Origin of the sequence: Bacillus sp. SDLI1 (assembly GCF_001553895.1) — a bacterium.
In the GTDB taxonomy this organism is placed as follows: domain Bacteria; phylum Bacillota; class Bacilli; order Bacillales; family Bacillaceae; genus Bacillus; species Bacillus siamensis.
This window is the reverse complement of the sequence record NZ_CP013950.1, coordinates 3108998-3132630: the sequence shown is the minus strand read 5'-3', so window position 1 is coordinate 3132630 and position 23633 is coordinate 3108998. Positions and strand designations below refer to the sequence as shown.

Here is a 23633-nt window from a genome sequence, read left to right as displayed (position 1 = left end):
GAACCTCCTGACTGCCTGATCGTTACCTGCGGCCTGTTGATATACGCGGTTATTTTTTTTCATCTTTTTTCTCATCTTTCTTATCGCTCTCTTTGTTATCCTTTGCTTCGTCCTTTTTGCCGTCTTTATCCTGTCCTGCGGAAGCTTCAGCGGTGTTTTCGTCCGCTTCTTTTTTCTGCTCCTCCGCCTCTTTTTTCGCCTTCTCCAGCTCGCTTTCCACGGCGTCCAGTTCTTTCTGCTTTTCGTCGTCTTTCATACTGTCATCCGCCAATAATTGCTGCTTATATTTTGTAAGCCCCAGCCAGATATACGGGTTGTACTCAAGATTCCGGCCGATATTGATGGCTTCTTCATTTTCCCCTCGCCCGATATCGATCCAATAAAGGAAGTGCTTCGGATCTGATTGCAGGGTGACCAGATTTCCGATGTTTTTCCGCTGTTCTTCCCTCAGATTTTCAACTGCCACATAAGAAGAAGCAAGCTCGTACTGCACCGATTCAGGAAGGCTTTCCGCATCGTATTTGGCGAGTGTGTCAATAACTTTGCTGTACTGCTGATTTAAAAAATAGCGGTTGCTTTCGGTGATTGCCTCTTGCTTCGGCTGGGCGAAAAACAGTGCGTACAAGGAATACAGAAGTGCCGGCACAAGGAGGACGGCTAGCGCCAGTCCGGCGTATCTTTGGATTTTCCATTTCTTTTTCGGCAGTTTTATGTATGTCTTGTCCCTTGCTTCGAGGGAATCAATTACGGTTAGAATGGTTTCTTCCAGTTCTTCAAACGTTTCCGCTTCTAACACGCTTTTTACCTCGGGAGAGAATTGAAGCGTCTCCTTGTACTTCAAATATTCTTCGAAGGTGAAAGCCCCGTCAGCCGCAAGCGCCGCACATGCTTTGAGCTCTTTTAACACCCTTTCTCTGTCTTCTTCATAAGGCGGGAGGCTCTCCTTTACGCCGTAATGAAGAAAGTAAGGTGTCAGCGCTTTATCAAACACGATATTTTCCGGGGCGGCAATCAGATTGAGCCGTTTCAGCTTATGCTGTTTCACGGCTTGAACGAGACGGTAGGCAAATTGCCACCTGCTTTTTTTATCTTTTCCTTTTATATAGCGGAAAGCCTGGTAAGAAGAAGGGGGTCTGATCGTTATGGTTACTTCGTCTTCTGAGACTGAAACCTCTTTTTGAAAAAAAGGATCAGCCTCTTTAATCACGTTTGCTTCCAGCCCGTCAAGAAGCTTGACTTTTTCCCGCTGGAAGGTGAACGTGAAGCCTGATTCGGTTTCTTCCCGGACGGCGTCCAGTTCTGTTTCTAAATAAGATCTGTTATGACCTGTCATTCCACCATGTCCTCTCATAAAATTTCAAGGCGGTCTCCGTTCGTAATGCCGCAGTCAGATAATTTTTGCTCTCCGGAAAAAACCGTTTCTTTATTGACCACTCTGATCCAATAGCCTTCACGCGGCGGAACGGATACTTGCTGAGCCTGCCGGGCAATATCAATGACTTTTTTCACAGAATGGTAATCTGACAATCTGAGATCGAAGACGCTGCCGTTATAATGTGTTAAATCTATTGTAATATCGATATACATATTCATATCACCCTTACATAGAAAGAGCGCCGTCTTCTTGATTGAATCAGGCGCTCCGTTCTTCATTCATCTTATTATCCGCGAATTTGGTTAGCGATATCTTGGTCAGTAGACTCAAGCGTATTTGCCGTTTGATCGAGCTGATGATTCACATCTTGAAGCAATTCAGACATTTTAATAAATGAAGGTTTCAGCTGCTCATATTGATCCGCGAATGCTTCACTTGAAGCACCTTCCCACATGCCTTTCAAATCAGAAATCATGCGGTTCAGGCGGTCAACCTGATTCATGACTTCCTGACTTTCAACGCCATATTGCTTAGCCATCGCTCTTAGCTCTTCGGGTGTGACACGAATTAATCCAGACATATTCCTTATACCCTCCTGTGTCATCAGCCTAAATATGGGCTAATTCACTTATTTTTTGAACGTCATTATTATAAAAACAACAATTCGGCACAGTCAAACAAATCTGTTTTAATTTTACAAAATGAGTCTTATGATATATTGGATTTTTCATCATATTTACACATTTTGTAAATAAAATAGTATGATTATCTTATTCTTTTCCATTTTTTCAAATGATCCTATTTTCCTATTTCATTTCCGTTCAAAGATGCCTTTCAGTCTGAAAAACAAGATGGTAAGATCAAGATATGAAGCTATGAAAAAGTAGGGATACAGATGACCAATCCAAAAGATCCATTTAAGTACAGTTTCGACAGGCTTGAAGATGTAGCCGACCATATCAGCGAGGTCCTTCAATGCCCCATTACAATAGAAGACGTTAATCATAAACTGCTTGCATACAGCACGCACAGCGATTGTACAGATCCGGCCCGGACGTCAACGATTATCGGGCGGAGGGTGCCTGAAAAAGTCATCAATAAACTGTGGAAAGACGGAACCATTCCGGCCCTTTTAAAAACGGACCAGCCGATCAAAGTGAAAGAAATTGACGAGGTGGGCCTGAGCAACCGCGTGGCGATTTCCATCTGGAAAAACAGTCAGGTTCTCGGATTTATTTGGGCGCTTGAGATCAAAAAAAAGCTCAATGACGAGGATCTGAAGACGCTTCAGCTGGCAGCCAAAGCGGTGCGGAACAAGCTTTTGCATCTGCAGATCCGCAAAACGAAAATCGAAGAGCGGGGCCAGGAGTTTTTTTGGAAAATGCTGACCGGCCATATTTATCAGGAAGCCGAAATGGCCGAAGGATTTCATAAGCTCGGAATGGCGCTGCCGTCCGTGTTCAGCGTCATGATCATCCGTTTGCATGAGGAGCTGACTGAAAAGACGGAACAGCAGCTGCAATATTTGCAGGAAACGACACAGCAGATTCATGTCATGCTGGCGACTGTCGATTCAAATGAATTAATCCTATTAACCGCGCCGAAAACCGATCAGCCTTTTAAAGATTTAAAGCAATTCGCCCTCCATGTTCAAAAACAGCTGAAAGAACGATATAAAATTGAGGATGCGTCGATTGCTATCGGCGGTATTTACGAATCAATTTCTTACGTTTACCGCTCCTACCAGGAAGCGCTCTCCGTGTTAAAAGCGAAAGAACGGTTTGTGAGAGAAACCAAACACCTTTTCAGCTTTTCTGAACTCGGCATTTATCAGTACCTTGATGTGTTGGATGAAAAACGTAAGCACAGCGGCTATATGAACTATTCCCTGTCAAAGCTTGAGCAGTATGACAGAGAGCATCAGGCCGATATGGTAAAAACGCTCGAACATTTCATTGATGCCGACAGCAACGTCAACACCGCCGCTAAAGCGCTTAACATTCATGTCAATACATTGAATTACAGGCTGAAGAGAATCAGCCAGATCGCAGAAATCGACTTAAAAAACGTGAATGAAAAGTTTACGATTTACCTTGATATCAAGCTTCGCAGCATGGGTTCGTGAAATTTCACAAATCCGTGTTTTTTTATTTTCTGTTTCAAACAAAGAATTTTCGAAAAAATCGCGCTACACTTGAAGCATCACACAAACATTGGGGGAAACAGACATGATTATCGGGGTTCCAAAAGAAATCAAAAACAATGAAAATCGAGTGGCATTAACACCTGGAGGCGTTTCACAGCTTATCGGAAACGGCCATCGGGTTCTTGTGGAATCCGGAGCGGGACTCGGAAGCGGTTTTATTAATGAAGATTATGTATCTGCAGGCGCGGAAATTCTGGAAGACAGAAAGCAAGTATGGGATGCGGAAATGGTCATGAAGGTAAAAGAACCGCTGGCTGAGGAGTATGCGTATTTCCGTCAGGGCCTGATCTTATTCACTTACCTTCATTTAGCCGCAGAGCCGGAATTAGCTAAAGCGCTTACAGAAAAAGGCGTGACAGCTATTGCGTACGAAACGGTAACGGACGGACGTTCACTTCCGCTGCTTACGCCGATGTCTGAAGTGGCCGGAAGAATGGCCGCTCAGATCGGTGCTCAGTTCCTTGAAAAACCAAAGGGCGGAAAAGGAATTTTATTAGCCGGCGTACCGGGTGTATCCCGCGGGAAAGTCACGATCATCGGAGGGGGCGGCGTCGGAACAAATGCCGCGAAAATGGCTGTCGGACTCGGTGCCGATGTGACGATGATCGATTTGAACGCAGACCGCCTGCGTCAGCTTGATGATATTTTCGGGCATCAGATTAAAACACTGATCTCAAACCCTGTAAATATTGCAGACTCTGTCGCGGAAGCGGATCTTCTGATCTGTGCCGTACTCATCCCGGGAGCCAAAGCGCCGACTCTCGTTACCGAAGAAATGGTCAAACAGATGAAACCGGGTTCCGTCATTGTTGATGTTGCCATTGATCAGGGCGGCATTGTGGAAACCGTTGATCATATTACAACACACGATAATCCGACTTACGAAAAACACGGCGTCGTTCATTACGCTGTCGCCAATATGCCGGGCGCCGTACCGCGTACATCTACGCTCGCATTAACGAATGTGACCGTTCCTTACGCGCTTGAAATCGCCAATAAAGGCGCGGCGAAAGCCATTGCCGAGAGCCCGGCGCTTAAAGCGGGGCTGAATACGGCTAACGGACATGTCACGTATGAAGCGGTAGCCAAAGACTTAGGCTATGACTACGTGCCTGCTGAAAAAGCGATGCAAGGTTCAGCTGCAAAAGCTTAATAGATATGAAGAGGACAGCCTGATCAGCGGGCTGTCCTTTTTTCTTTCTCATAAAAGGAAAAACGGACACCTGTCTCGAATATCAATTCATATCCGGAAGAAAAAGGAGGATTCATATGGCTGTTCAGCAATATGGTGTATTAAAAGGCATTGTGTTAGATATGAGAAGGGAAACAGATGATGATTCTCCGCATTTTCAAGTCGAGGTGTTAGGCGAGCCTGATACGCACTATCGCTGTGCGATCAATGTCATGTCAAGTTCAAAAGAATCAGAGGTTCTGTATGCGGCGCGCGATCATTTTGACGCAAGCGCGATCACCCTGCTGCCGAACATACCGTATGGGTACACCCCAATTGATGAAACGAGCCGTGAGCTGGCGCTGGATTATGTCCGCGGCGGATTATTTGATCCCCGGAACATGGTGCCGCTCCCGCATGAAGTCACCGGGCCTGATAATGACTTAAATGATTTTATTGAGACGTATATGCAAAAAGCCAAAGCAGAAAAAGCCGTTGTCTATATTTACGGCTCTAAATTCGGACCGGAGCCGGGCGCTGACAAGATTTTCGGGTTCAAACCGACAAACGGCATGCATAATATTCATATGAATCAGGGAAATCCAATTGACACACGCTGGAAGAAGGATAACGGAACGTGGCACGACGGCGGTATTTTAATCCAGTTTGCAGACCAGTGGGCCGCGGTCTTTTTGGCTTTTCTGTCTCAGTCATGGTGCACGAATGAAGAAGGCCACCCTTATACATTTTGTGATCATACACAGCTTAACAGCTGATGTCCGTATAAAATATAAAAAGCCTGCCGAAATAGCGGCAGGCTTTTTTTATTACATCTTAGCGGCTTCGGCCTGTTTCAGGCTTTCCGGCCTCATATCACGCCAGTTTGTTTCAATATATTCGAGACAAACGGAGCGGTTTTCATTCATCAGGCGGGTTTCCCAGCCGTCCGGCACATCCAGATAGGCCGGCCACAGTGAGTACTGGCCTTCAGCATTGACTAGGACATGATATAAGCTGTCTTCCCGTTCAAATGGATTTGTCATAGCAGATTGATCCTTTCTTTACCGGACTGTACGCCGTCCGTTTAATTTCTCTGCCAGAATCGCGCCGATGTCGGCAAGCGGTCCCGGCTGGCACATATCCTTATGGCGGCAGTCTAAATCATACCGCTCGATTTTTCCCGTAATATACGGTTTCCAAGTATCCGGCTCAATCGGGTCAAACCACTCCGGAATAATCGTGGATCTGAAGAACAGTACATCTCCATGGAACGGCTTCGGCTTGTATGTTCCTAACAGCCCGACAGAATTAATGTACGTGTCTTTCAGGTTCATCATCACCGACTCGTCCAGACTGGCTAATGCGCTTCCCTCACGGCGGAGAATGGTCAGCGCGGTGTCAAAATCAAGCGGCTGATCCCCGAGGCTGTCCGGGTCGTACCCTCCCAGGGCAAGCAGCGCAATGACGGCTTCCTCGTCATCAGGCGCATTTTTTATCGGCAGAAAATGATTCGGGTACGCGTCAAGCATTACCAAAAGCGAAACCTCCTCGCCCCGGCTCTGTAATTGTGTCGCCATGGCCTGAATGACATTTCCCCCGAGAGACCAGCCGAGCAGACGGTACGGCCCTTTCGGCTGCACGGTGCGGATCTTTTCAATATAATCCGCCGCCATGTCATCAAGGCTTGCGGGAAGCGGTTCTTTTTTTCCGATGCCTCTCGCCTGTAAACCGTATATCGGATAATCGGCTTCTAAAGAAGACATCAGCCCGGCATAACACCAGCTGAGACCGCCGGCAGGATGGACACAAAACAGCGGTGTTTCTTCTCCGGCTGTTCTGAGCGGCAGAAGAACATCAAGCGCGCTTGTCCCTGTGCCCGTCTCAAGCCTTTCAGCAAGACTTGCCACCGTAGGAGCTTCGAATAATGTTCCGATACTGAGCTCGGCTCCCATCGCTTCCCGAATACGGCTCATTAAATGGACCGCAAGCAAAGAATGGCCGCCTAAATCAAAGAATCTGTCATCAATACCGACACGCGGCAGGTGCAGCACCTCTGCGAACAGCTCACACAGCATTTCTTCCTGAGGTGTTCTCGGTCCCCGGCCGGAGACCTCCATTTGGAAGTCAGGCGCAGGGAGCGCTTTTCGGTCAAGCTTTCCATTCGGTGTCAGCGGCAGTTCATCCATTTGGACAAAAGCAGACGGAACCATATAATCCGGCAGGCTTTCTCCGGCAAACCGGCGAATCTCTCCCGTATCTAAGCTGCTGTCAGAGCGGACAAGGTAAGCGGCGATCCGTTTGTCTCCCGGCCGGTCTTCACGGACGACTGCGGCCGCGTCCTCAACTCCCGGATGTTTGACGAGAACCGCCTCGATTTCTCCCAGTTCAATCCGGAATCCGCGGATTTTTATCTGATGATCCGCCCTTCCCATATAATCAAGAGAACCGTCCGTCCGCAGGCGGGCTAAGTCCCCCGTCCGGTACATTCTCGTTCCCGGCGGGCCGTACGGATCAGCCACAAAGCGTTCCGCGGTCAGGCTTTGCCGCCCTAAGTAACCGCGTGCCACCCCTTCCCCTGCAACATACATTTCGCCTGTTATGCCCGGAGGCACAGGCTCAAGCCGGTCATCAAGCACATATACGTTCAGATCAGGAATGCCGCAGCCGATGAGGCTGTTTGCCTTCAGTTCCGCAATATTTTTGTCTAATTCAAGATAACTGACGTGCACCGTCGTTTCCGTAATGCCGTACATATTTATGAGCACCGGCTTATCATCCGGATGGCGGCTGTACCAATCTTCAAGCCGGCCCAGCTCAAGCGCCTCGCCGCCGAAGATGATATATCGAAGTGCAAGCTTGCGCCCCAGCTCTTCGTTTTCTTTTTCCGCATGCATCAACTGGTAAAACGCTGACGGCGTTTGGTTAAGCACGGTCACCCGCTCTTTCACGAGAAGATCCAGAAACGCTTCCGGCGATCTGCTGATGTCATGCGGCACGACAATGAGACGACCTCCGTGAAGCAAAGGCCCCCACATTTCCCAGACAGAGAAATCGAATGCGTAAGAGTGAAACATCGTCCATACATCATCAGAATTAAAGCGGTACCAGTGCTGTGTCGACTCAAACAGCCGGATGACATTGCTGTGCGGGATGATGACCCCTTTCGGCACACCGGTCGATCCCGACGTGTAAATGACGTAAGCCGGATGAAGCGGTGACAGCGGACAAATCCTGTCTGCGTCAGTCGGATTCGTGACGGCATATTGCTCAAGTGTTTCTTTTTTCTGCGGGTCATCCAAAATGAAGGACGGCATACCGCTATCGGCAGGAAACTTACTTGCGCCTTCACAATTGGTAAGCATAAATACAGGCTTGGCATCCTGTAACATAAAAGCGATGCGGTCCGACGGATAATCGGGATCAAGCGGCAAATACGCAGCTCCCGTTTTCAGGACGGCTAACAGCCCGACAATCGTATCTAAAGAGCGCGGCAGGGCCAGCGCGACAAACTGCTCCGGGCCGACGCCGCGGGCGAGCATCATATGTGCGAGCTGATTGGCTTTTTGATTCAGCTCTTTATAAGTGAGCCGGCTCTCTTTATATACGGCCGCCGTTTCATCCGGTTTTTCGGCGGCCTGTCTTTCAAACAGTTCAGGCAGTGTCTTTCGAGGCTGAGTGTGCTGTTTATTCCGTTTAACCGGCAATAGCTTTCGGCGCTCTTCATCAGAAAGAATCGTTAAGCTTCTGATCGGCTTTTCCGGATGCGATGCGGCATCTTCGAGCAGAAGAAGCAGACGTCCCGCAAGTGCTTCAGCCGTTTCTTTTTTAAATAGGTCCGTGCTGAATTCCAAAAGACCTTCAATACCGGCAGGCGTCCCGTCGTCATGGCGCTGCTCGGCCAATTCCAGTGTCAAATCAAATTTGGACGCTCCGACGCTGCTGATTTGCAGGCTTGTTTCCATGTCCGGAAGGCTGAGTACAGGATCAGGCGTATTTTGGAATGCGAGCATCACTTGGAACAGCGGATGTCTTGACCGGGAACGAACCGGATTCAATTCCTCCACGAGACGTTCAAACGGCACGTCCTGATGTTCATATGCGGCGAGATTTATCGTCCGGACCCTTTCAAGAAGCTCACAAAAGCTTGGATCGCCTGAGGTATCGGTTCTCAGCACGAGAGTATTAATGAACATGCCCACAAGGTCGCCCAGTGCGTCATCACTGCGGCCGGCTATCGGGCTGCCGATCGGAATATCGGTTCCGGCCCCGAGCCGAGTCAGCAGTGCGGAAAGCCCTGATTGAAGCGCCATAAACAGGCTTACGCGCTGATTTCTGGCAAGTGAGAGAAGACGGGTATGAAGCTCTTGGCCGATTTTGACCGGAATGACGCCCCCTCTGTAGCTTGATTCGGCGGGTCGCGGAAAATCAGACGGCAGCTCCAGCTGATCCGGTACATTTTCAAGTGTTTTCTTCCAGAAATTCAGCTGGCGCGCTATTAAGCTCTCAGAATCAGATACGCTTCCTAAAAGCTGCTGCTGCCAAAGCGCATAATCCGCATATTGAACCGCTAGCGGCGGCCATTCTGCTTTTTTGCCTGTTTGGCGGGCGATATAGGCCGCGGATAAGTCACGCATAAGCGGATTCAAGGACCAGCCGTCACCTGCGATGTGATGCAGAAGAACCATCAGCGCATATTCGCCGTCACCAAGATCAAACAGCTCAGCCCGTACGGCCGGCTCTTTTGCGAGATCAAACCGGTAGCGTGCCGCAGCGGCAAGCATGTCTCGAAGCTCGTTTTCGTCTGCATGTGTCACTGTAAACACGGGACGGGCTTCTTCAGCAGGCAAAATGAGCTGATGAGCCGAGCCCTTATTTTCCGGAAAAACGGTGCGCAGGCTTTCATGGCGGCTGACAACATCGTAAAAGGCGTGTTTCAACGCTGTTTGGTTAAGCTTTCCTGACATACGGACAATCACCGGAATGTTGTAAGTCGGGCTCGGACCTTCAAGGCAGTAGAGAAACCACAGACGCAGCTGCGCGAATGACAGCGGGATATGCTGCGGCCGGGCAAACGGCTTGAGCTTTGGCCGCGCGTTCTTTGCAGTGTCCAGCTGTGCGGCGAGCCCGGCAACCGTCGGCGTATCAAACAGACGGCCGATGCCCAGCTCTGCGCCCATCGTCTCCCGGATCCGGCTCATCAGGCGTCCCGCTAAGAGTGAATGGCCGCCCAGTTCAAAGAATCCGTCATCAATTCCGACCCGTGCGAGACCGAGAACCTCGGCAAACAGATCGCATAATATTTCTTCCTGCGGCGTCCGCGGCCCCCTGTCACTCAGGACAGCGGAAAAATCAGGTGCAGGCAGAGCATTGCGGTCGAGCTTCTTATTCGGTGTCAGCGGCAGTTCCTCCAGCTGTACAAATGCGCCCGGCACCATATAATCCGGCAGGCTTTCGCCCATATATGCACGAAGGCCGCCGATATCAAGGGGGTGATCCGCGACAGCATAAGCCGCCAGCCGCTTGTCTCCCGGCTGATCTTCACGGACAATGACAGCGGCCTGCGAAATACCCGGATAGTTCGACAGCACCGTCTCAATTTCCCCTAATTCTATCCTGAACCCGCGGATTTTAATTTGATGATCGGCTCTGCTGATATAATCAAGTGAACCGTCCTCACGCCAGCGTACGAGATCCCCCGTCCGGTACATTCTCGCACCTGCGGGGCCGTACGGGTCGGCAATGAATCTTTCAGCTGTTAAATCTGGCCTGTTAAAATAGCCTCTGGCAAGCCCCTCGCCCGCGATATAAAGCTCACCCGCAACTCCCGGCGGGACGGGCTGCAATGCGGCATCCAGCACATATACCCGCGTGTTCCAAATCGGCGTTCCGATCGGGGGCGCCCCTGTATAGCCTTTTGCAAGCGGCTGTGCGGCCGACCAGATTGTTGTTTCAGTCGGCCCGTACAGATTCGTCACCGTACAGCCTAATTCAAGCAGGGCATGCATTAACGCTTTCGGGAGCGCCTCACCTCCGACAAGCACCTGCAGCGACCTAAGTGAATCCGGTTCATTTGTGACTAATGAATGCCATAATGTCGGCGTTGCCTGCATAATTGAAATACCGTATGAGTGAATCATGTGTGCAAGCGCCTGCGGCTCCTGAATCGTCTCTTTTCGGGCAATGACGCACCCCGCCCCGCTGATGAGCGGAAGGAAGAGCTCAAGTCCTGAAATATCAAACGCCGCAGTCGTAACGGCGAGCAGGCGGTCTTGTCCGCCGAGCGGGAACATTTCCCGCATGGATAAGAGAAAATTGCTTACGCTTTTTAATGTCACGACAACGCCTTTCGGTCTGCCCGTTGAGCCCGAAGTATAAATGATATAAGCAGGGTTTAAAGGTGAACATTCCGCCTGAACAGGACCGTCAGCATTTTGACCGGCAATGTTTTTTACCGTATCCGGGTCATCGAGAATGATCGTTTTTGCATCACTGTCTTCCGGCATGCGGCCCAATAATTCCATCGTTGTAATCAGACAGACAGGCTGTGCATCTTTGAGCATGTATGTGATCCGCTCAGAAGGAAAATCAGGATCAAGCGGCAGGTACGCGGCTCCCGTTTTCAAAACGGCAAGCATGCTCACGGCCAAATCCTGTGACCGCGGAAGCAGTAAAGCGGCAAATTGTTCCGGCCCGAGCCCTTTTTGCTTTAACATGCCGGCAAGCTGGTTCGCGCGCTTGTTCAATTCGGCATAGGTGAGCTCTTCGTTTTCCGTGATGATTGCCGGGCGGTGCGGTGTTTTTACGGCCTGGTCGTAAAACAGCTCCGGGAGACTTTTCTGCCTTTCAGGTCTGCACTTGTCATTCCAGCTTTTCAGCACGCGGAGACGTTCGTTTTCAAGCAGAAGATTGAGTGTGCCGATTTTTTGTGTCTGGTCTTTCACAGCTGATTCCAGCAGCAGCAGGAAGCGTTTTTGATGGTTTTCAATATCTTCGGCGCTGTACACTTCCGGATTCGCATCAAAGTCCACACGCAATCCGCTGCCGTCGGCTCTGTCGTAAACGTTAATTGACAAATCATCAACGGGCCCTGCTGATAAGTTATGAACGGCTCCCCGCGCTCCGGCGAAATCAAGCGCGTAATCAAACGGCATCACATTGACTTGCGGACCGAACAGCCTGCGGTTTTCTCCTAATAATTTAAGATCGCGGCGCAGGTCTTCATGGCGATATTTCTGATGACGCCGGATGCTTCGGATTTCTTTTGCCACTTGGCTGACCGTCTCGTGAAAACTCATATCCGGGCGGAGAGAAAGCCGCAAAGGCAGCAGATTCATCACCATACTCGGAATATTCAGTGAAATCGAGCCGATCCGTCCCATCATCGGCAAACCGAGCACGATATCCCCGGCGCTTGTCATCCGATGAACATATACAGCTACCGCGGCCGTGATCGCCTCATGCCAGTTCGGAATCGATTTCACATGCTGTAAAGCCGTTTCAGAAAGATAAGCCGTGCTCCTGTGAAAGCTTGCTGACGTTCTCGGCGCTCTTTCTGCCAAACTGACGACATCAGGTTCATCTGCAAATTTCCCCATCCAAAATTCCCGATCTTTCAGGAATTGATCAGACGCGCGGTACTCTTGATCTTCTTTTACCAGATCCTCCAAAGAACCGAAGGAGCGCCCGTTATCCGGACGTCCCTCCCGTATTGCGGTGTACAACTGCGCCGTACGCCGTGCCAGCAGTGAAAAACCGTAGCCGTCTATCGCGATGTGGTGAATGCGCTGATACCAGAAAAAGCGTTCCAGTCCGGCTTGGAATAAAATGTCGCGGTACAAGGGCCCGGCCGCCATATCAACAGGCTCAGCCAAATCAGTCTGCATGATTCTGAGTGCGGCCTGCTTCGGATCAGCCGCTGCACTCACATCTATGACATCAATCGTTGCCTCACAAGTTTGAACGATCGTCTGTCTCGGTCCGTCTGTTCCCTCTGTGAAGCGGGCGTGTAATGATCCAGCTTCAGTCAGCACACGTTCAAGAGCCGTTTTAAATATGTTCACATCGAGCGCGCCATTTATCTCAACATACTCGCCTGTATTGTAAATCGGATTATCAGGATCAAGCTGCTGCGCAAACCAGATACCGGCCTGTGCGCCTGTCAGAGGCAGCTGTTGTGTATCATGCATTCTATTCTCTCCCTTATAAATAATCTGCATTCGGCAAGACTTTTTGAGATCGGGAAGAAAGCAGTCTCCACCACTCTTCAAGCGTCGGATTCTCCGCCAGTTCCACAAACGTCACTTCAGCTCCGTCACGGCGCCATTGTTCGACAAGGCTCATGATTCTGACGGAGTCAAGGCCTCTGTCCAGCAGGTCTTCCTGATCCGGAATATCGGACGGGGATTCTTGAAGAATCGCCGCAATTTGCTCCCGCACCCGTTCTTTTGTCAATGCGGCGGGAGTCTTCTCTTTTCCGTCAGAAACCGGCGAGCCGCCCAGCACTTCCAGTACTTCGTTTGTCAGAGCCGTGTAAGCGCAGCGCTGGGACGCATATTCGATGGCCATCTTATGTTTTTCTGAAGAAAAGTCAGCTACGGCGTCTCCGATAAAGAAGCTTTGAATATCATCCATAAAAGCTTCACAGGCTGTGACGAGGCAGCCGATGTGTGCGTAAATTCCCGTAATAACGAGCTGATCTCTGCCCTTTTCACGCATGATATCAAGGAGATTCGTCCGTTTAAACGCGCTGTATCTCCACTTTGTGAGGACAATGTCCTGATCTTCGGGGGCAAGCTCCGGAATGACCTTTTCTTCATAAGGACCGCTTTTAAGTCCCGGCCCCCAAAAATCCGTCAGCAGGGCGCGGTCTGCCGGGTCTTGGCTGCCCGGCTGCGCGGTGTACACCACCGGAATGCCGAGCGCTTTGCATTGCTCTTTTATTTTCTTGATATTCTGAGCCGCCTCCGTGATCGGAGCCTTCCCTTTCTCAAAAGCATCGACGAAATAATTCTGCATGTCATGGATTAAAAGCACCGCGCGTTTCGGGTTCAGCGTCCACGATACTTTATTTTCAGGCATATCTGACGCTGTCGGCAGCGCATATGCGGGAATAGCCGGTATAGCCAATATAAACACTTCCTTTTTTTATGATGGTTTGATTTCAGCAGGCTTTACTTTTTGGGCGATCGTTTCGCGAAGGTCCTTTTTGCTGACCTTGCCGACGCCGGTTTTTGGGAAAGAAGCGATAAATTCAACCCGGTCGGGAATTTTATATGCCGCCAGCCCGCGCTCCCGTAAAAACGCTTTCAGCTCTCCCGGTTTCGGCGCTTCTCCTTTCGGAATGACGAACACACAGGACCGCTCTCCGAGAAAATCATCCGGCATTGAAACCATGGCCGCATCATGAACGGCAGGGTGAGCCAGAAGGTGATTTTCCACCTCTTCAGCGGCAATCTTTTCGCCGCCCCGGTTGATTTGATCTTTCGCGCGTCCTTCGACGACGATATAACCGTCCGCCGTCAGTTTGACGAGATCGCCGGTCTGATAAAAACCGTCGTCTGTGAATGATCTTTTATTATGTTCAGGCGCTTTATAATATCCGCGAATCGTGTAAGGGCCGCGTGTAAACAAATGTCCGGTTTCCCCGGGGGCCACGTCCCGTCCGTCATCATCTAAAACCCGCACCTCATCAAATGGTGACATCGGTCTGCCTTGCGTATTGACAATGATCTCCTCGGGATCATCCAGTCTCGTATAATTCACCAATCCTTCCGCCATTCCGAAAACCTGCTGAAGAGTGCATCCGAAAGCGCTTTTCACACGGCGGGCCGCTTCAGCGCTGAATTTGGCACCTCCTACCTGAAGGACTTGAAGGCTTGATAAATCATCACGTCGCGAAGCAGATGCTTCCATCCACACCATCGCAAGCGGCGGGACGAGCGCTGTAATCGTGACACGCTCTTTTTCAATTAACGGGAAGCAGTCATCCGGAGTCGGCGCAGGTGACAGAACAACCCGGCCCCCGGCATATAAAGTTCCCAGCACACCTGGCGAGCTGAGCGGATAGTTATGCGCTGTCGGCAGAGCGGCCAAATAAACGCTGTGATGATCCAAGCCGCATATTTCCGCACTGAGGCGCAGACTGTATATGTAATCATCGTGTGTCCTCGGAATCAGCTTGGACAGCCCCGTACTGCCTCCTGAAAGCTGTAAAAAGGCGACTTCCGCCGGGCTGACGTCTTCCAGCTGGACGGGCTCTCTATGCAGGCTGCTCAGTTCCTGAAATTCCTCAGCCTCGCCGGCCACAATGACATGCGCCAAAGCCGGAAGTTTGTCTTTCACCTGTCTGGCAAGCGTTCTGTAATCAAAGCCTGAATGCGAATCAGGAATGATGTATGCTTTCGCCTCTGCAAACTCGCAGAAATACGTAATCTCACTGCTTCTGTGAGAAGGCAGCGCGAAAACAGGCAGCGCCCCGAGCCGGAACAGCGCAAAAATCACTTCAAAAAACTCAGCGATATTCGGCAGCTGAACGACAACGCGGTCTTCCTTTTGAATACCGAGCTTGTGCAGTCCCGCCGCCAAACGGTCAGCCCTTTCATCCAATTCTTTGTAGGTCCAATGTACATCTTTACACGTCACGGCAGTTTGATCTCCGTATAAAGCCGCACGCTCTTTCAGCATCCCTCCGAAAGTTTCACCCTTCCAGCAGCCGTCTTTGCGATATTTGTCAGCCCATTCTTCCGGCCATGGCGTAAATCCAGTCAGCACGATCCGTTTCCTCCTTTTTTACATCTCATCTTGATAAAGCCCCATCGCCCGGAGCATGGTGCGGAATTTCGCCGATGTCTCGTCCAATTCGTCCTGCGGCTTTGATCCGGCGACAATCCCGGCACCCGCAAAGAGCCGGAGAGACCTTGTTTCCGCTTCGGCGCAGCGGAGTGCGATAATCCATTCTCCGTCACCTTCAGCATCACACCAGCCTGCCATTCCCGTGTAGAAATTGCGGTCAAACGGCTCAATATTCTGAATCGCTTCTCTCGCCGCATCCGTCGGCGTTCCGCATACAGCGGGCGTCGGATGAAGAGCGATGGCCAGCTCAAGCGATGTCGTTGACGGATCACTAAGCTCCCCCTTCACCACGGTGGACAAGTGCCACATCGCTTCAGTTTTAATGAGTGACGGTTTTTCCGGCACATCAAGCACACGGCAGAACGGTTTAAGTGCGGCGGCAACTGCGGCAACAACTACGGCATGTTCATGCAGGTCTTTAGCTGATTGCAGGAGTTCCTCCGCTCTTCTCTGATCCTCAGCCGGATCTGTGCTTCGCGGTCTGGAACCTGCCAGCGGATTGGACAGAATCGATGTTCCGTTTTTCGACAGAAGCAGTTCAGGACTCGCGCCGAAAAGCGTTTTTCTTGTTTCTGACGTTCCCGTCACATCTGCAGCGAATGTATAGCCGCGCGGGTTGTGCTGCGCCAAATGCTTGACGGCCTGGGGAATGTCGATATCTCTTTCAGCGGTCAGATGCAGCGTCCTTGACAGTACAATTTTGCTGAGCGGACCGTCCGTAATGTTTAAAACGCCTTGTTCCACACCGCTCATAAAGCCCTCAGGGTCAGGAACGGGCCGGATGTCATATGTATTCGCTTGGGGTTTTTCTGCGGAAGCTTCCGTAAACGAAAGCGGACCTGCCGTAAGGACGGCTTTCGGTACAAAAAGCCGCGAAGCTTTTCTGCCGTCAAACGGAATGGCGCCGGCCGCAATCGGATGTTTGATGCCGGCTTGCTTTGCCTCAAGAAGCGTCTGTCTCACACGTTCAGGCAGTGAGTCCAGCTGATTCTCCGCGTCTGTATCCGGCACTTTTGCAAACACACCTTCTGCAAGGAGCGTACTTTTCGGGGAAGCTAAAAAGAACGCCCCGGGCTTGTAAGCGTCCAGCACCTCTTTTGCAGACACTTCCGTCAATAAATGTTGATTTGTCATGATTGTCCCTCCTTCTCGTTACATCAAATGCCTAAAGTAGCGCCGCCGTCCACGCATAAATCATGCATCGTGATATGGCTTGCCTGTTCAGAGGCCAGAAACAAAACAGCATTTGCAATATCAGAAGGCTTTGCCAGCTTTTGAAGCGGAATTCCCGTTTTATATGTATCAAGCGAACCTCTGATAACGTCCTGTGCTCCGTTTTCATCCCGCCACAGCGCCCGCTGCATGTCGGTTTCCGTTGAACCGGGAGATACGATGTTGCAGCGGATATGATAGGCCGCAAGCTCCAGTCCGAGGCATTTCGTAAACATGACGGCAGCCGCTTTCGACGCCGCATAAGCCGCCATGGAAGCACGCGGAACTCCGGCTGCATTTGAACCGACCGTTACGATGGCGCCTTTTTTCCGCTCCATCATGTATCGGCTGACAGCCCGTGACACATGAAATACACCGGTCGTATTAACTGAAAATGTTTGATCCCACTCTTCATCACTGAGGGAATGCACCGGACCCGGCCGCAGCACGCCCGCAACGTTCGCCAATATTTCAATAGGACCCATGTCGCGTTCAACGGCGGCGATGATATCATTGACAGCGGCACTGTCTGATACATCTGCTGCGAAAGCCTGTGCCTGCACGCCTTTTTCCCGGAGTCTCTCAGTAAGCCCCCGAAGCAGGCCTTCGTTCTTATCTATAGCAGCCACATTTACGCCTTGTTCAGCAAGGGCGAGCGCTGTTGCTTCTCCGATGCCTTGAGCGGCGCCGGTGACAACCGCCGTTTTCCCTCTCATTCCCAATGCGTCCATATTATCATTCCCTTTCTATATTGATAATGATTATCATTATCAATTATGATTCAAGACAATCATATCCAAATCAAAACACTCCGTCAATTAGAAAATTAGAATCAGCCGCATTTAGTTCGAAGGGCCTGTTTTTTTCAGGCAGGAGAATACGGGGTATGCGGCCCTCCCGGATTCAGGCAGAAACGCAGGGCCCTGCTGATTAAAACGGGCAGGACAGAGATATGGCCCTCTCCTTCAAACTCGCGGTATTCAGCGCGGACTCCGACACCTTCAAACTCAGATAGTACAGAATACAGCGCCTCTGCGTGCTGCGGAATTCTGCTTTTATGTGTCTTTTCAATTTCTCCCGCCGCCAGCAGTACGCTGACTTGAAGATTGTCCTCAGAGAGCCGGTCTGATAAACGCTCCGCTTCTTCCTGAATAAAACGTTTGTTCCAGTGAATGGACGGACTCCCGGCAACATAGATCTGGAACATATCCGGTCTCGTCAAAAGCACTTGCAGCACAAAAAGACCGCCCAGCGAATGGCCGAAAATCGTCTGTCTGTCTCTGTCGATCGGATAATCCCGCTCCACCGCGGGCTTTACTGCTTCTTCTATAAATGCCAGAAATGCTTCCGCTCCTCCCTGTTCGGGCCACGCCGCGCCGCGCGGATGCACCGGCAGTTCTGATTCAGAGAGCGGCATCGTAAAATCACTATGGCGTTCGGCGGAAAACGGCTGATCAGTCGGGTAGCCGATTCCGACAATCACCGCCGGGACAACGCCTGTTTTTTCCGGCCGGCGGCTTTGCACCCGCAACGCTTCGGCCATTGTACCGAACACGGAATTCGCATCAAGCAGATAGATGACGGGAAAGCCGGATGGAGGCGGTTCTTCCTGAGGAAAAGAGACAAAGATACGATACGTACGGCCTCCTTTTGAACGCATTTCTCTTACTTCTGTACCCGGAATCGCGTATCGTCCGGCCTGCGCGAGACCCCGCTTTGTTTGTTTTCCGTCCATTATGAGTTCATCCCCTCTATGACATTCGCTCCGCTTATTGATAATGATTTTCAATATCAAAAGACACCTCAAATAATAGATTTTTTGCCAAACAAAGTCAATGGATTTTGGATATAAAAAAGCACCTTATTTCAATAAGGTACCTAAGAACTATATGATGATATGTGTTTAATCCCATGTAAAGCGCTGATTTTTCCATGGATCTCCCCTCATATGGTAGCCGTTTTTCTCCCAAAAGCCGGGGTGGTTTTCCTTTGTGAACTGAATGCCGCGCAGCCATTTGGCGCTTTTCCAAAAATAAAGATGGGGGAAAACGCCTCTGAGCGGATAGCCGTGCTCGGGCGTTAACGGCTCGCCGTTATGCGCATATGCCAGCAGGGATGTCTCCCGCGTAAAATCAGAAAGCGGCAGATTGGCCGTCCAGCCCTCTTCAGCGTGCAACATGACGAAACCGGCTTCTTTGTGCACGCCCGCTTTCTCAGCGATGTCTTTCGCGCGTATGCCCTGCCAGACGTTATCAAGACGGGACCAGCCCGTGACGCAATGAATATCATTTTTCAATTCGGCTTTCGGTAAGGCTTTAATATCGTCAAAGCTTAACAGCATAGGACGATCGACAAGCCCGTACACCTGCAGGTTCCATTTTGACATATCTTCATAATAAGGAACATTTCCGGCGTGAAGCACGGGAAACTTCGTTGTGACATTTTGGTTTGGCGGAATCCGATCCGACTGTCCTGTTTGTTTCGTTTTCCCGAAAAACATAGGGCTCCCTCCATTTAGTAAACCTATATAAAATTCGTGTTGACAATTAATTATCCTTCGATTACGCTAATCTGGTACAAGTGTAAGGGGGAAAACAAATGAAACAACGCAACCTTCGCGCGGGCGATATGGCGCTTATCGGCATGTTTGCCGCACTGATGGCCATCGGCGCCAACATTACATCAATGGCTCCCTTTTTGCAAGTTGCGGGAATTCCGCTATCGCTGCAGCCTTTCTTTTGTCTGTTAGCCGCGATGCTTCTCGGCGCCAGACGGTCAGCCATTGCAATGACGGTATACGCATTGGCCGGACTCGCGGGTGCTCCCATCTTCGCCCAATTCTCAGCAGGCTTTGCGCCGTTTATCGGAAAGAGCGGGGGATTTATTCTCGCTTACATCCCGGCGGCATTTGCAGCCGGCTGGCTGCTGGAAAAGACAAAAGAACCCGGCCGTCTGCATTATGCATGGGCCTCTTTGATCGGAACCGCGGTCATTTATCTCATTGGCACGACCTATACGTATATTGCGCTGAAATTATGGCTTCATGCTCCGATCAGCTACGGAATGGCCTGGTTTTATATGATTTGGTTTTTCATAAAAGATATCATTTTAGCACTGTTATTGGCATCTATCGCGCCTGCCATTTACAGGTCCATTCATAAAGCGACGGGCTTCAATCGAAATCCGGCGTAAGTTTTTTCAAGCATTCAAAAAGGCTCCCCTTTCCGGGAGCCTTTTTTCACAGGACAACTGCGGCAATCCAGCCGAATATTACAAGCGGAATGTTATAGAAAATAAATGTCGGGACGCACGTATCCCAAATATGGTGGTGCTGTCCGTCAGCGCTGAGGCCTGACGTCGGCCCGAGCGTACTGTCACTTGCAGGAGAACCCGCATCACCGACCGCAGCAGCCGCTCCGATGACGGCGATCGTCGCCATCGGGCTGAATCCGAGCTGAGCGCACAGCGGGACAAATATGGTCGTAATGACGGGTACGGTTGCAAATGACGATCCGATTCCCATCGTGATTAATAAACCGACGATCAGCATCAGGAGCGCGCCTAACGATTGGCTGTGGCCGATAAAGCCTGTTGATGCTTTGACCAAGGAAGCCACATCGCCCGTTTTGTTCAATACATTTGAAAAACCGGCCGCAACAAGCATGACAAACCCGATAAAGGCCATCAGAATCATGCCGTCTGTGATCAGCTTATCCGCTTCATTGCGCTTCATGACTCCGCTGATAAACAGCGTAAACAAGCCGGCGAGCGCGCCCATGATCATGCCTTCCACGCCGAGCACCTGTGACAGATAGAGCTGAACGGCAAGCGACACGGCAATGGAGAACAGGGCGATGGCAATGCTTTTCTTCGTATAAGGAGAAGACGATAATCCGGCAATCTCCTTCGTCTCATATTTCTTCGGTTTCCGGAAGAAGATGACGGCTAAAATTAAACCGACTGCCATCCCCGCCGTCGGGATAATTAAAGCATACGGGATATCACTGAGCGGCACCTTTAAACCGGCTGACGCCATATTATCTCTCAGCATCCCTTGGAAGATCTGTCCGAAACCGATCGGCAGAACGATGTACGGCGCAGTCAGTCCGAATGTCATCACACACGCGACCAGCCTGCGGTCCATTTCAAGTTCGTTAAATATTTTTAAAAGCGGCGGAATTAATACCGGAATAAACGCAATGTGAACAGGCACCACGTTTTGCGAGAAACAGGATATGATTAAAATAATCAGTACGATCAACACTTTAGACAGTGCTTTTTTCCGCGAATCTTCCTTTTTACCGATTAGTTTGACAGACGCTTCGACCATTGCATCGGGAAGCCCCGTCTTTGTCAGCGCCGCGGCAAATGCTCCGAGCAGCGCGTAGCTGACCGCGACGGTGGCATTTCCGCCGAGACCGTCCGTAAAAGCCTTCACCGTCTCTCCGAGGCCTAAGCCGCCTGTCAGTCCGCCGGCAAGCGCTCCGATCATTAAAGCTATAATAATATTGACACGCAGCAGGCTTAAGACGAGCATAAGCAATACTGCGACAACAACAGCATTCATTGATGAGTCCCTCCAAAAATCCTTTAGTTTGCTAATGTAGTAGATAATTAAAGTTAACATACATTCCGCGCTTTAGTCAACTAAAGATTTTGGAGATCAAAAAAACCCGCTGCATCAAGGCAGCGGGTGCTGTTATCTTTCAGGCGTAAACCGCTCAGTTAAAACGGCCAGCGTCCTTGCCATGACGCCTGTTGCGCCGGCAGGGCCGAAGCATGTCGCTTTATTCGCCGTCGCGGTTCCCGCAATATCGAGATGAACCCACGGGGTGTTTTCCGCGAATTCACCAATGAATGTGCCCGCCATAATCGCGTGGCCTTCTCTTCCCGGAGAATTGTTCAAATCAGCCATCTGACTGTTTCTCACGCGTTTTTTATCCTTTTCTGTAATCGGAAGCTGCCAGATAGGCTCTCCGGATTCCTTCGCCGATTCTGCCACCTGCTTATAAAACCCGGCGTGATTGGTCATGGCGCCCGTCATTTCGTTTCCTAAGGCGACAATGACACCGCCCGTTAACGTTGCGACGTCTACGAGGACAGAGGCTCCGTGCTGCTTGGCATATGTGATGCCGTCGGCAAGCACGAGGCGGCCTTCCGCATCGGTGTTCAGAATCTCAATGGTTTTTCCGCTGAGCGAGACGATGACGTCATCCGGCTTCATCGCATCAGACGAGATCATGTTGTCCGTAGACGGAATAACGGCGAGCACATTTTGTTCAGGCCGCAGTTCGCCGATAATTTCCATTGCGCCCAATACCGAAGCCGCCCCTCCCATATCGCTTTTCATGCCGACGATGCCGGTTTTCGGCTTAATTGAATATCCGCCGGTATCAAAGGTAATTCCTTTTCCGACCAGGCCGATGACATCTTCCCATTCATCTTTGCCCTGATACTTCAGAACGATCATTTTCGGCGGTTCGGATGAGCCTTTGTTAACGGCTAGCAGCCCGCCCATTCCGAGCTCTTCCATTTCTTCTTTTTCTAAAATTTCACACTCAAAATCATATTTTGCCGCAAGCTCAGCGGCATATGACGCCAAATCGGTGGCCGTCAGCATATTTCCCGGCATGTTCACAAGCGTGCGGGCTGAATTCGTCCCTTGGCCGTATGCCGCGCCGACGTTCAGGCCGGCCTGCACTTCCCTCAGGTCTTCTTCGGTCACGGCGCAGACGGAAGTCAGTTCCTGATCCGGTTCATTCGATTTATGTTTATAATCCTGCACCTCATAAACCGCAAGCAGACAGCTTTCCGAAAGCGCATGAGCGGCATCGGCGGCAGGCACTTCACCGGAGACGAACGTATCAAGCAGAACGGATACTTCTTGTTTTTTATCTTGGTGAATCTGCTGAAACACGCGTGCGAAGCATTCTTTCGCATCTTCAAACGAATAATCCGCTTCCCTTCCCAAGCCGATAAAGTAAATACGTTTCATACCCGTCGCAGCCGGAGGGTATACTTTTGATACACGATTGCGTTTGGCAGACACATCACCGTCCTTTAACAGCTGTGTCAAATGTCCGTCCAGTTTATCATCCAATTCCTTCGTAAATCCGCTCAGCGTGCTTTTTTGAAAAAGACCGATGACAAGGGTTTCGGGATGCCGCAATTGATCAGATGCATAAAACATGAGTACACACTCCTTATGTGGGTATTTGTTATGTAAAGTGGTATAATGAAAAAACATTTTTCCATTGATTTTATTTTACCAAACTAAGGGCGTTTTCTGCAGTTTTTCGATATGATCGGACTTTCGCAGATACAGAAAGGATGTCGCATATGGATGTACTTATGAATTTTCCTTTACTGGCGAGTTTTGCTGCCATTATTTTTGCCCAAGTTGTAAAAGTGCCTATTCAATTTATCGTATCCAAAAAACTTGACTGGTCTCTTGTGACGAGCACCGGCGGCATGCCGAGCTCCCATTCCGCCGCCGTCACTGCGCTGTCAACCGGAATCGCTTTGGAACAGGGACTGGACTCGCCTCTGTTTGCAGTCGCCGCGATTTTCGCCGTCATTACGATGTTTGACGCTACCGGTGTCAGGCGGCATGCGGGTGAACAGGCGACGGTCATTAATAAACTGGTCATCGACTTTAATCGGTTTGTCAGCGAAGCGAAGGACTTTCAGAAAGCGGAAGAGAAAGAAAAACAGAAGAAACTGAAAGAACTGCTCGGCCATCAGCCGATCGAAGTGTTCTTCGGCGGCATCACCGGCATTGTACTGACACTGATTTTAGATTATTTCTTTATGTAAAA

18 protein-coding genes are annotated in these 23633 nt (G+C 50.3%); 5 read left to right on the top strand and 13 right to left on the bottom strand.

The window, feature by feature from the left end; translation table 11 throughout:
- Positions 1-49: 49 nt before the first annotated feature.
- The 3 genes from essB to AUL54_RS15215 all read right to left on the bottom strand — a co-directional run bounded on the left by essB (position 50) and on the right by AUL54_RS15215 (position 1955).
- Positions 50-1333 carry a type VII secretion protein EssB gene (gene essB, locus AUL54_RS15225; protein WP_060964410.1) on the bottom strand — a complete coding sequence of 428 codons (1284 nt, stop codon included), beginning with the start codon at positions 1331-1333 and terminating at the stop codon, positions 50-52.
- A 14-nt stretch (positions 1334-1347) separates the two neighbouring features.
- Complete coding sequence (locus AUL54_RS15220; RefSeq protein ID WP_016938101.1) at positions 1348-1587, bottom strand: ESX secretion system protein YukD; 240 nt, start codon at positions 1585-1587, stop codon at positions 1348-1350.
- Positions 1588-1661: 74 nt separating this feature from the next.
- Complete coding sequence (locus tag AUL54_RS15215; RefSeq protein ID WP_003152013.1) at positions 1662-1955, bottom strand: WXG100 family type VII secretion target; 294 nt, start codon at positions 1953-1955, stop codon at positions 1662-1664.
- A gap of 315 nt (positions 1956-2270) precedes the next feature.
- Between AUL54_RS15215 and AUL54_RS15210 the strand changes: the two genes are divergently transcribed.
- From AUL54_RS15210 to AUL54_RS15200, 3 genes are all read left to right on the top strand, one after another.
- Positions 2271-3500, top strand: coding sequence for a sporulation transcriptional activator AdeR (locus tag AUL54_RS15210; RefSeq protein ID WP_060964409.1), 1230 nt, complete (start codon positions 2271-2273; stop codon positions 3498-3500).
- 103 nt (positions 3501-3603) lie between these two features.
- On the top strand, positions 3604-4734 hold the full coding sequence (gene ald, locus AUL54_RS15205) for an alanine dehydrogenase (protein WP_060964408.1): 1131 nt from the start codon (positions 3604-3606) through the stop codon (positions 4732-4734).
- A 116-nt stretch (positions 4735-4850) separates the two neighbouring features.
- Complete coding sequence (locus tag AUL54_RS15200; protein WP_060964407.1) at positions 4851-5528, top strand: YukJ family protein; 678 nt, start codon at positions 4851-4853, stop codon at positions 5526-5528.
- A gap of 51 nt (positions 5529-5579) precedes the next feature.
- On the opposite strand, the gene AUL54_RS15195 is transcribed toward AUL54_RS15200, so the two are convergent.
- The 8 genes from AUL54_RS15195 to AUL54_RS15160 form a co-directional block, all read right to left on the bottom strand.
- Positions 5580-5795: an MbtH family protein gene (locus AUL54_RS15195; protein ID WP_060964406.1), complete on the bottom strand. Its 216-nt coding sequence runs from the start codon at positions 5793-5795 to the stop codon at positions 5580-5582.
- An 18-nt stretch (positions 5796-5813) separates the two neighbouring features.
- A complete protein-coding gene (locus AUL54_RS15190; protein ID WP_060964405.1) occupies positions 5814-12938 on the bottom strand; it encodes an amino acid adenylation domain-containing protein in 7125 nt (2374 codons plus the stop codon).
- 13 nt (positions 12939-12951) lie between these two features.
- On the bottom strand, positions 12952-13878 hold the full coding sequence (locus AUL54_RS15185; RefSeq protein ID WP_060964404.1) for an isochorismatase: 927 nt from the start codon (positions 13876-13878) through the stop codon (positions 12952-12954).
- A gap of 18 nt (positions 13879-13896) precedes the next feature.
- The gene (locus tag AUL54_RS15180) at positions 13897-15522 is read right to left on the bottom strand and encodes a (2,3-dihydroxybenzoyl)adenylate synthase (protein ID WP_060964403.1); all 1626 of its coding nucleotides are present in this window, start codon (positions 15520-15522) and stop codon (positions 13897-13899) included.
- Positions 15523-15540: 18 nt separating this feature from the next.
- Positions 15541-16737 carry an isochorismate synthase DhbC gene (dhbC, locus tag AUL54_RS15175; protein ID WP_060964402.1) on the bottom strand — a complete coding sequence of 399 codons (1197 nt, stop codon included), beginning with the start codon at positions 16735-16737 and terminating at the stop codon, positions 15541-15543.
- A 23-nt stretch (positions 16738-16760) separates the two neighbouring features.
- The gene (locus AUL54_RS15170; RefSeq protein ID WP_060964401.1) at positions 16761-17546 is read right to left on the bottom strand and encodes a 2,3-dihydro-2,3-dihydroxybenzoate dehydrogenase; all 786 of its coding nucleotides are present in this window, start codon (positions 17544-17546) and stop codon (positions 16761-16763) included.
- A gap of 134 nt (positions 17547-17680) precedes the next feature.
- Positions 17681-18550 (bottom strand): alpha/beta hydrolase, encoded by an 870-nt coding sequence (locus AUL54_RS15165; protein ID WP_060964400.1) that lies wholly within the window; start codon positions 18548-18550, stop codon positions 17681-17683.
- A 168-nt stretch (positions 18551-18718) separates the two neighbouring features.
- Positions 18719-19315, bottom strand: coding sequence for a sulfite oxidase-like oxidoreductase (locus tag AUL54_RS15160; protein WP_060964399.1), 597 nt, complete (start codon positions 19313-19315; stop codon positions 18719-18721).
- Between the two features lie 98 nt (positions 19316-19413).
- Here AUL54_RS15160 and AUL54_RS15155 point away from each other — a divergent pair, with 98 nt between their 5' ends.
- Positions 19414-20007, top strand: coding sequence for a biotin transporter BioY (locus tag AUL54_RS15155; protein WP_060964398.1), 594 nt, complete (start codon positions 19414-19416; stop codon positions 20005-20007).
- A gap of 46 nt (positions 20008-20053) precedes the next feature.
- Here AUL54_RS15155 and AUL54_RS15150 read toward each other — a convergent pair whose 3' ends face one another.
- Positions 20054-21382 (bottom strand): Na+/H+ antiporter NhaC family protein, encoded by a 1329-nt coding sequence (locus AUL54_RS15150; protein WP_060964397.1) that lies wholly within the window; start codon positions 21380-21382, stop codon positions 20054-20056.
- A gap of 132 nt (positions 21383-21514) precedes the next feature.
- Positions 21515-23005, bottom strand: a complete 1491-nt coding sequence (locus AUL54_RS15145) for a leucyl aminopeptidase (protein WP_060964396.1) — start codon at positions 23003-23005, stop codon at positions 21515-21517.
- Between the two features lie 149 nt (positions 23006-23154).
- On the opposite strand from AUL54_RS15145, the gene AUL54_RS15140 reads away from it, so the two are divergent.
- The gene (locus tag AUL54_RS15140) at positions 23155-23631 is read left to right on the top strand and encodes a divergent PAP2 family protein (RefSeq protein ID WP_060964395.1); all 477 of its coding nucleotides are present in this window, start codon (positions 23155-23157) and stop codon (positions 23629-23631) included.
- Positions 23632-23633 lie beyond the last annotated feature (2 nt).

What these genes read in the sequence shown, in the direction of transcription:
- essB (WP_060964410.1), bottom strand. Translation starts at nt 1,333, where the DNA reads ATGACAGGTCATAACAGATCTTATTTAGAAACAGAACTGGACGCCGTC.
- AUL54_RS15220 (WP_016938101.1), bottom strand. Translation starts at nt 1,587, where the DNA reads ATGTATATCGATATTACAATAGATTTAACACATTATAACGGCAGCGTC.
- AUL54_RS15215 (WP_003152013.1), bottom strand. Translation starts at nt 1,955, where the DNA reads ATGTCTGGATTAATTCGTGTCACACCCGAAGAGCTAAGAGCGATGGCT.
- AUL54_RS15210 (WP_060964409.1), top strand. Translation starts at nt 2,271, where the DNA reads ATGACCAATCCAAAAGATCCATTTAAGTACAGTTTCGACAGGCTTGAA.
- ald (WP_060964408.1), top strand. Translation starts at nt 3,604, where the DNA reads ATGATTATCGGGGTTCCAAAAGAAATCAAAAACAATGAAAATCGAGTG.
- AUL54_RS15200 (WP_060964407.1), top strand. Translation starts at nt 4,851, where the DNA reads ATGGCTGTTCAGCAATATGGTGTATTAAAAGGCATTGTGTTAGATATG.
- AUL54_RS15195 (WP_060964406.1), bottom strand. Translation starts at nt 5,795, where the DNA reads ATGACAAATCCATTTGAACGGGAAGACAGCTTATATCATGTCCTAGTC.
- AUL54_RS15190 (WP_060964405.1), bottom strand. Translation starts at nt 12,938, where the DNA reads ATGCATGATACACAACAGCTGCCTCTGACAGGCGCACAGGCCGGTATC.
- dhbC (WP_060964402.1), bottom strand. Translation starts at nt 16,737, where the DNA reads ATGACAAATCAACATTTATTGACGGAAGTGTCTGCAAAAGAGGTGCTG.
- AUL54_RS15170 (WP_060964401.1), bottom strand. Translation starts at nt 17,546, where the DNA reads ATGGACGCATTGGGAATGAGAGGGAAAACGGCGGTTGTCACCGGCGCC.
- AUL54_RS15165 (WP_060964400.1), bottom strand. Translation starts at nt 18,550, where the DNA reads ATGGACGGAAAACAAACAAAGCGGGGTCTCGCGCAGGCCGGACGATAC.
- AUL54_RS15160 (WP_060964399.1), bottom strand. Translation starts at nt 19,315, where the DNA reads ATGTTTTTCGGGAAAACGAAACAAACAGGACAGTCGGATCGGATTCCG.
- AUL54_RS15155 (WP_060964398.1), top strand. Translation starts at nt 19,414, where the DNA reads ATGAAACAACGCAACCTTCGCGCGGGCGATATGGCGCTTATCGGCATG.
- AUL54_RS15150 (WP_060964397.1), bottom strand. Translation starts at nt 21,382, where the DNA reads ATGAATGCTGTTGTTGTCGCAGTATTGCTTATGCTCGTCTTAAGCCTG.
- AUL54_RS15145 (WP_060964396.1), bottom strand. Translation starts at nt 23,005, where the DNA reads ATGTTTTATGCATCTGATCAATTGCGGCATCCCGAAACCCTTGTCATC.
- AUL54_RS15140 (WP_060964395.1), top strand. Translation starts at nt 23,155, where the DNA reads ATGGATGTACTTATGAATTTTCCTTTACTGGCGAGTTTTGCTGCCATT.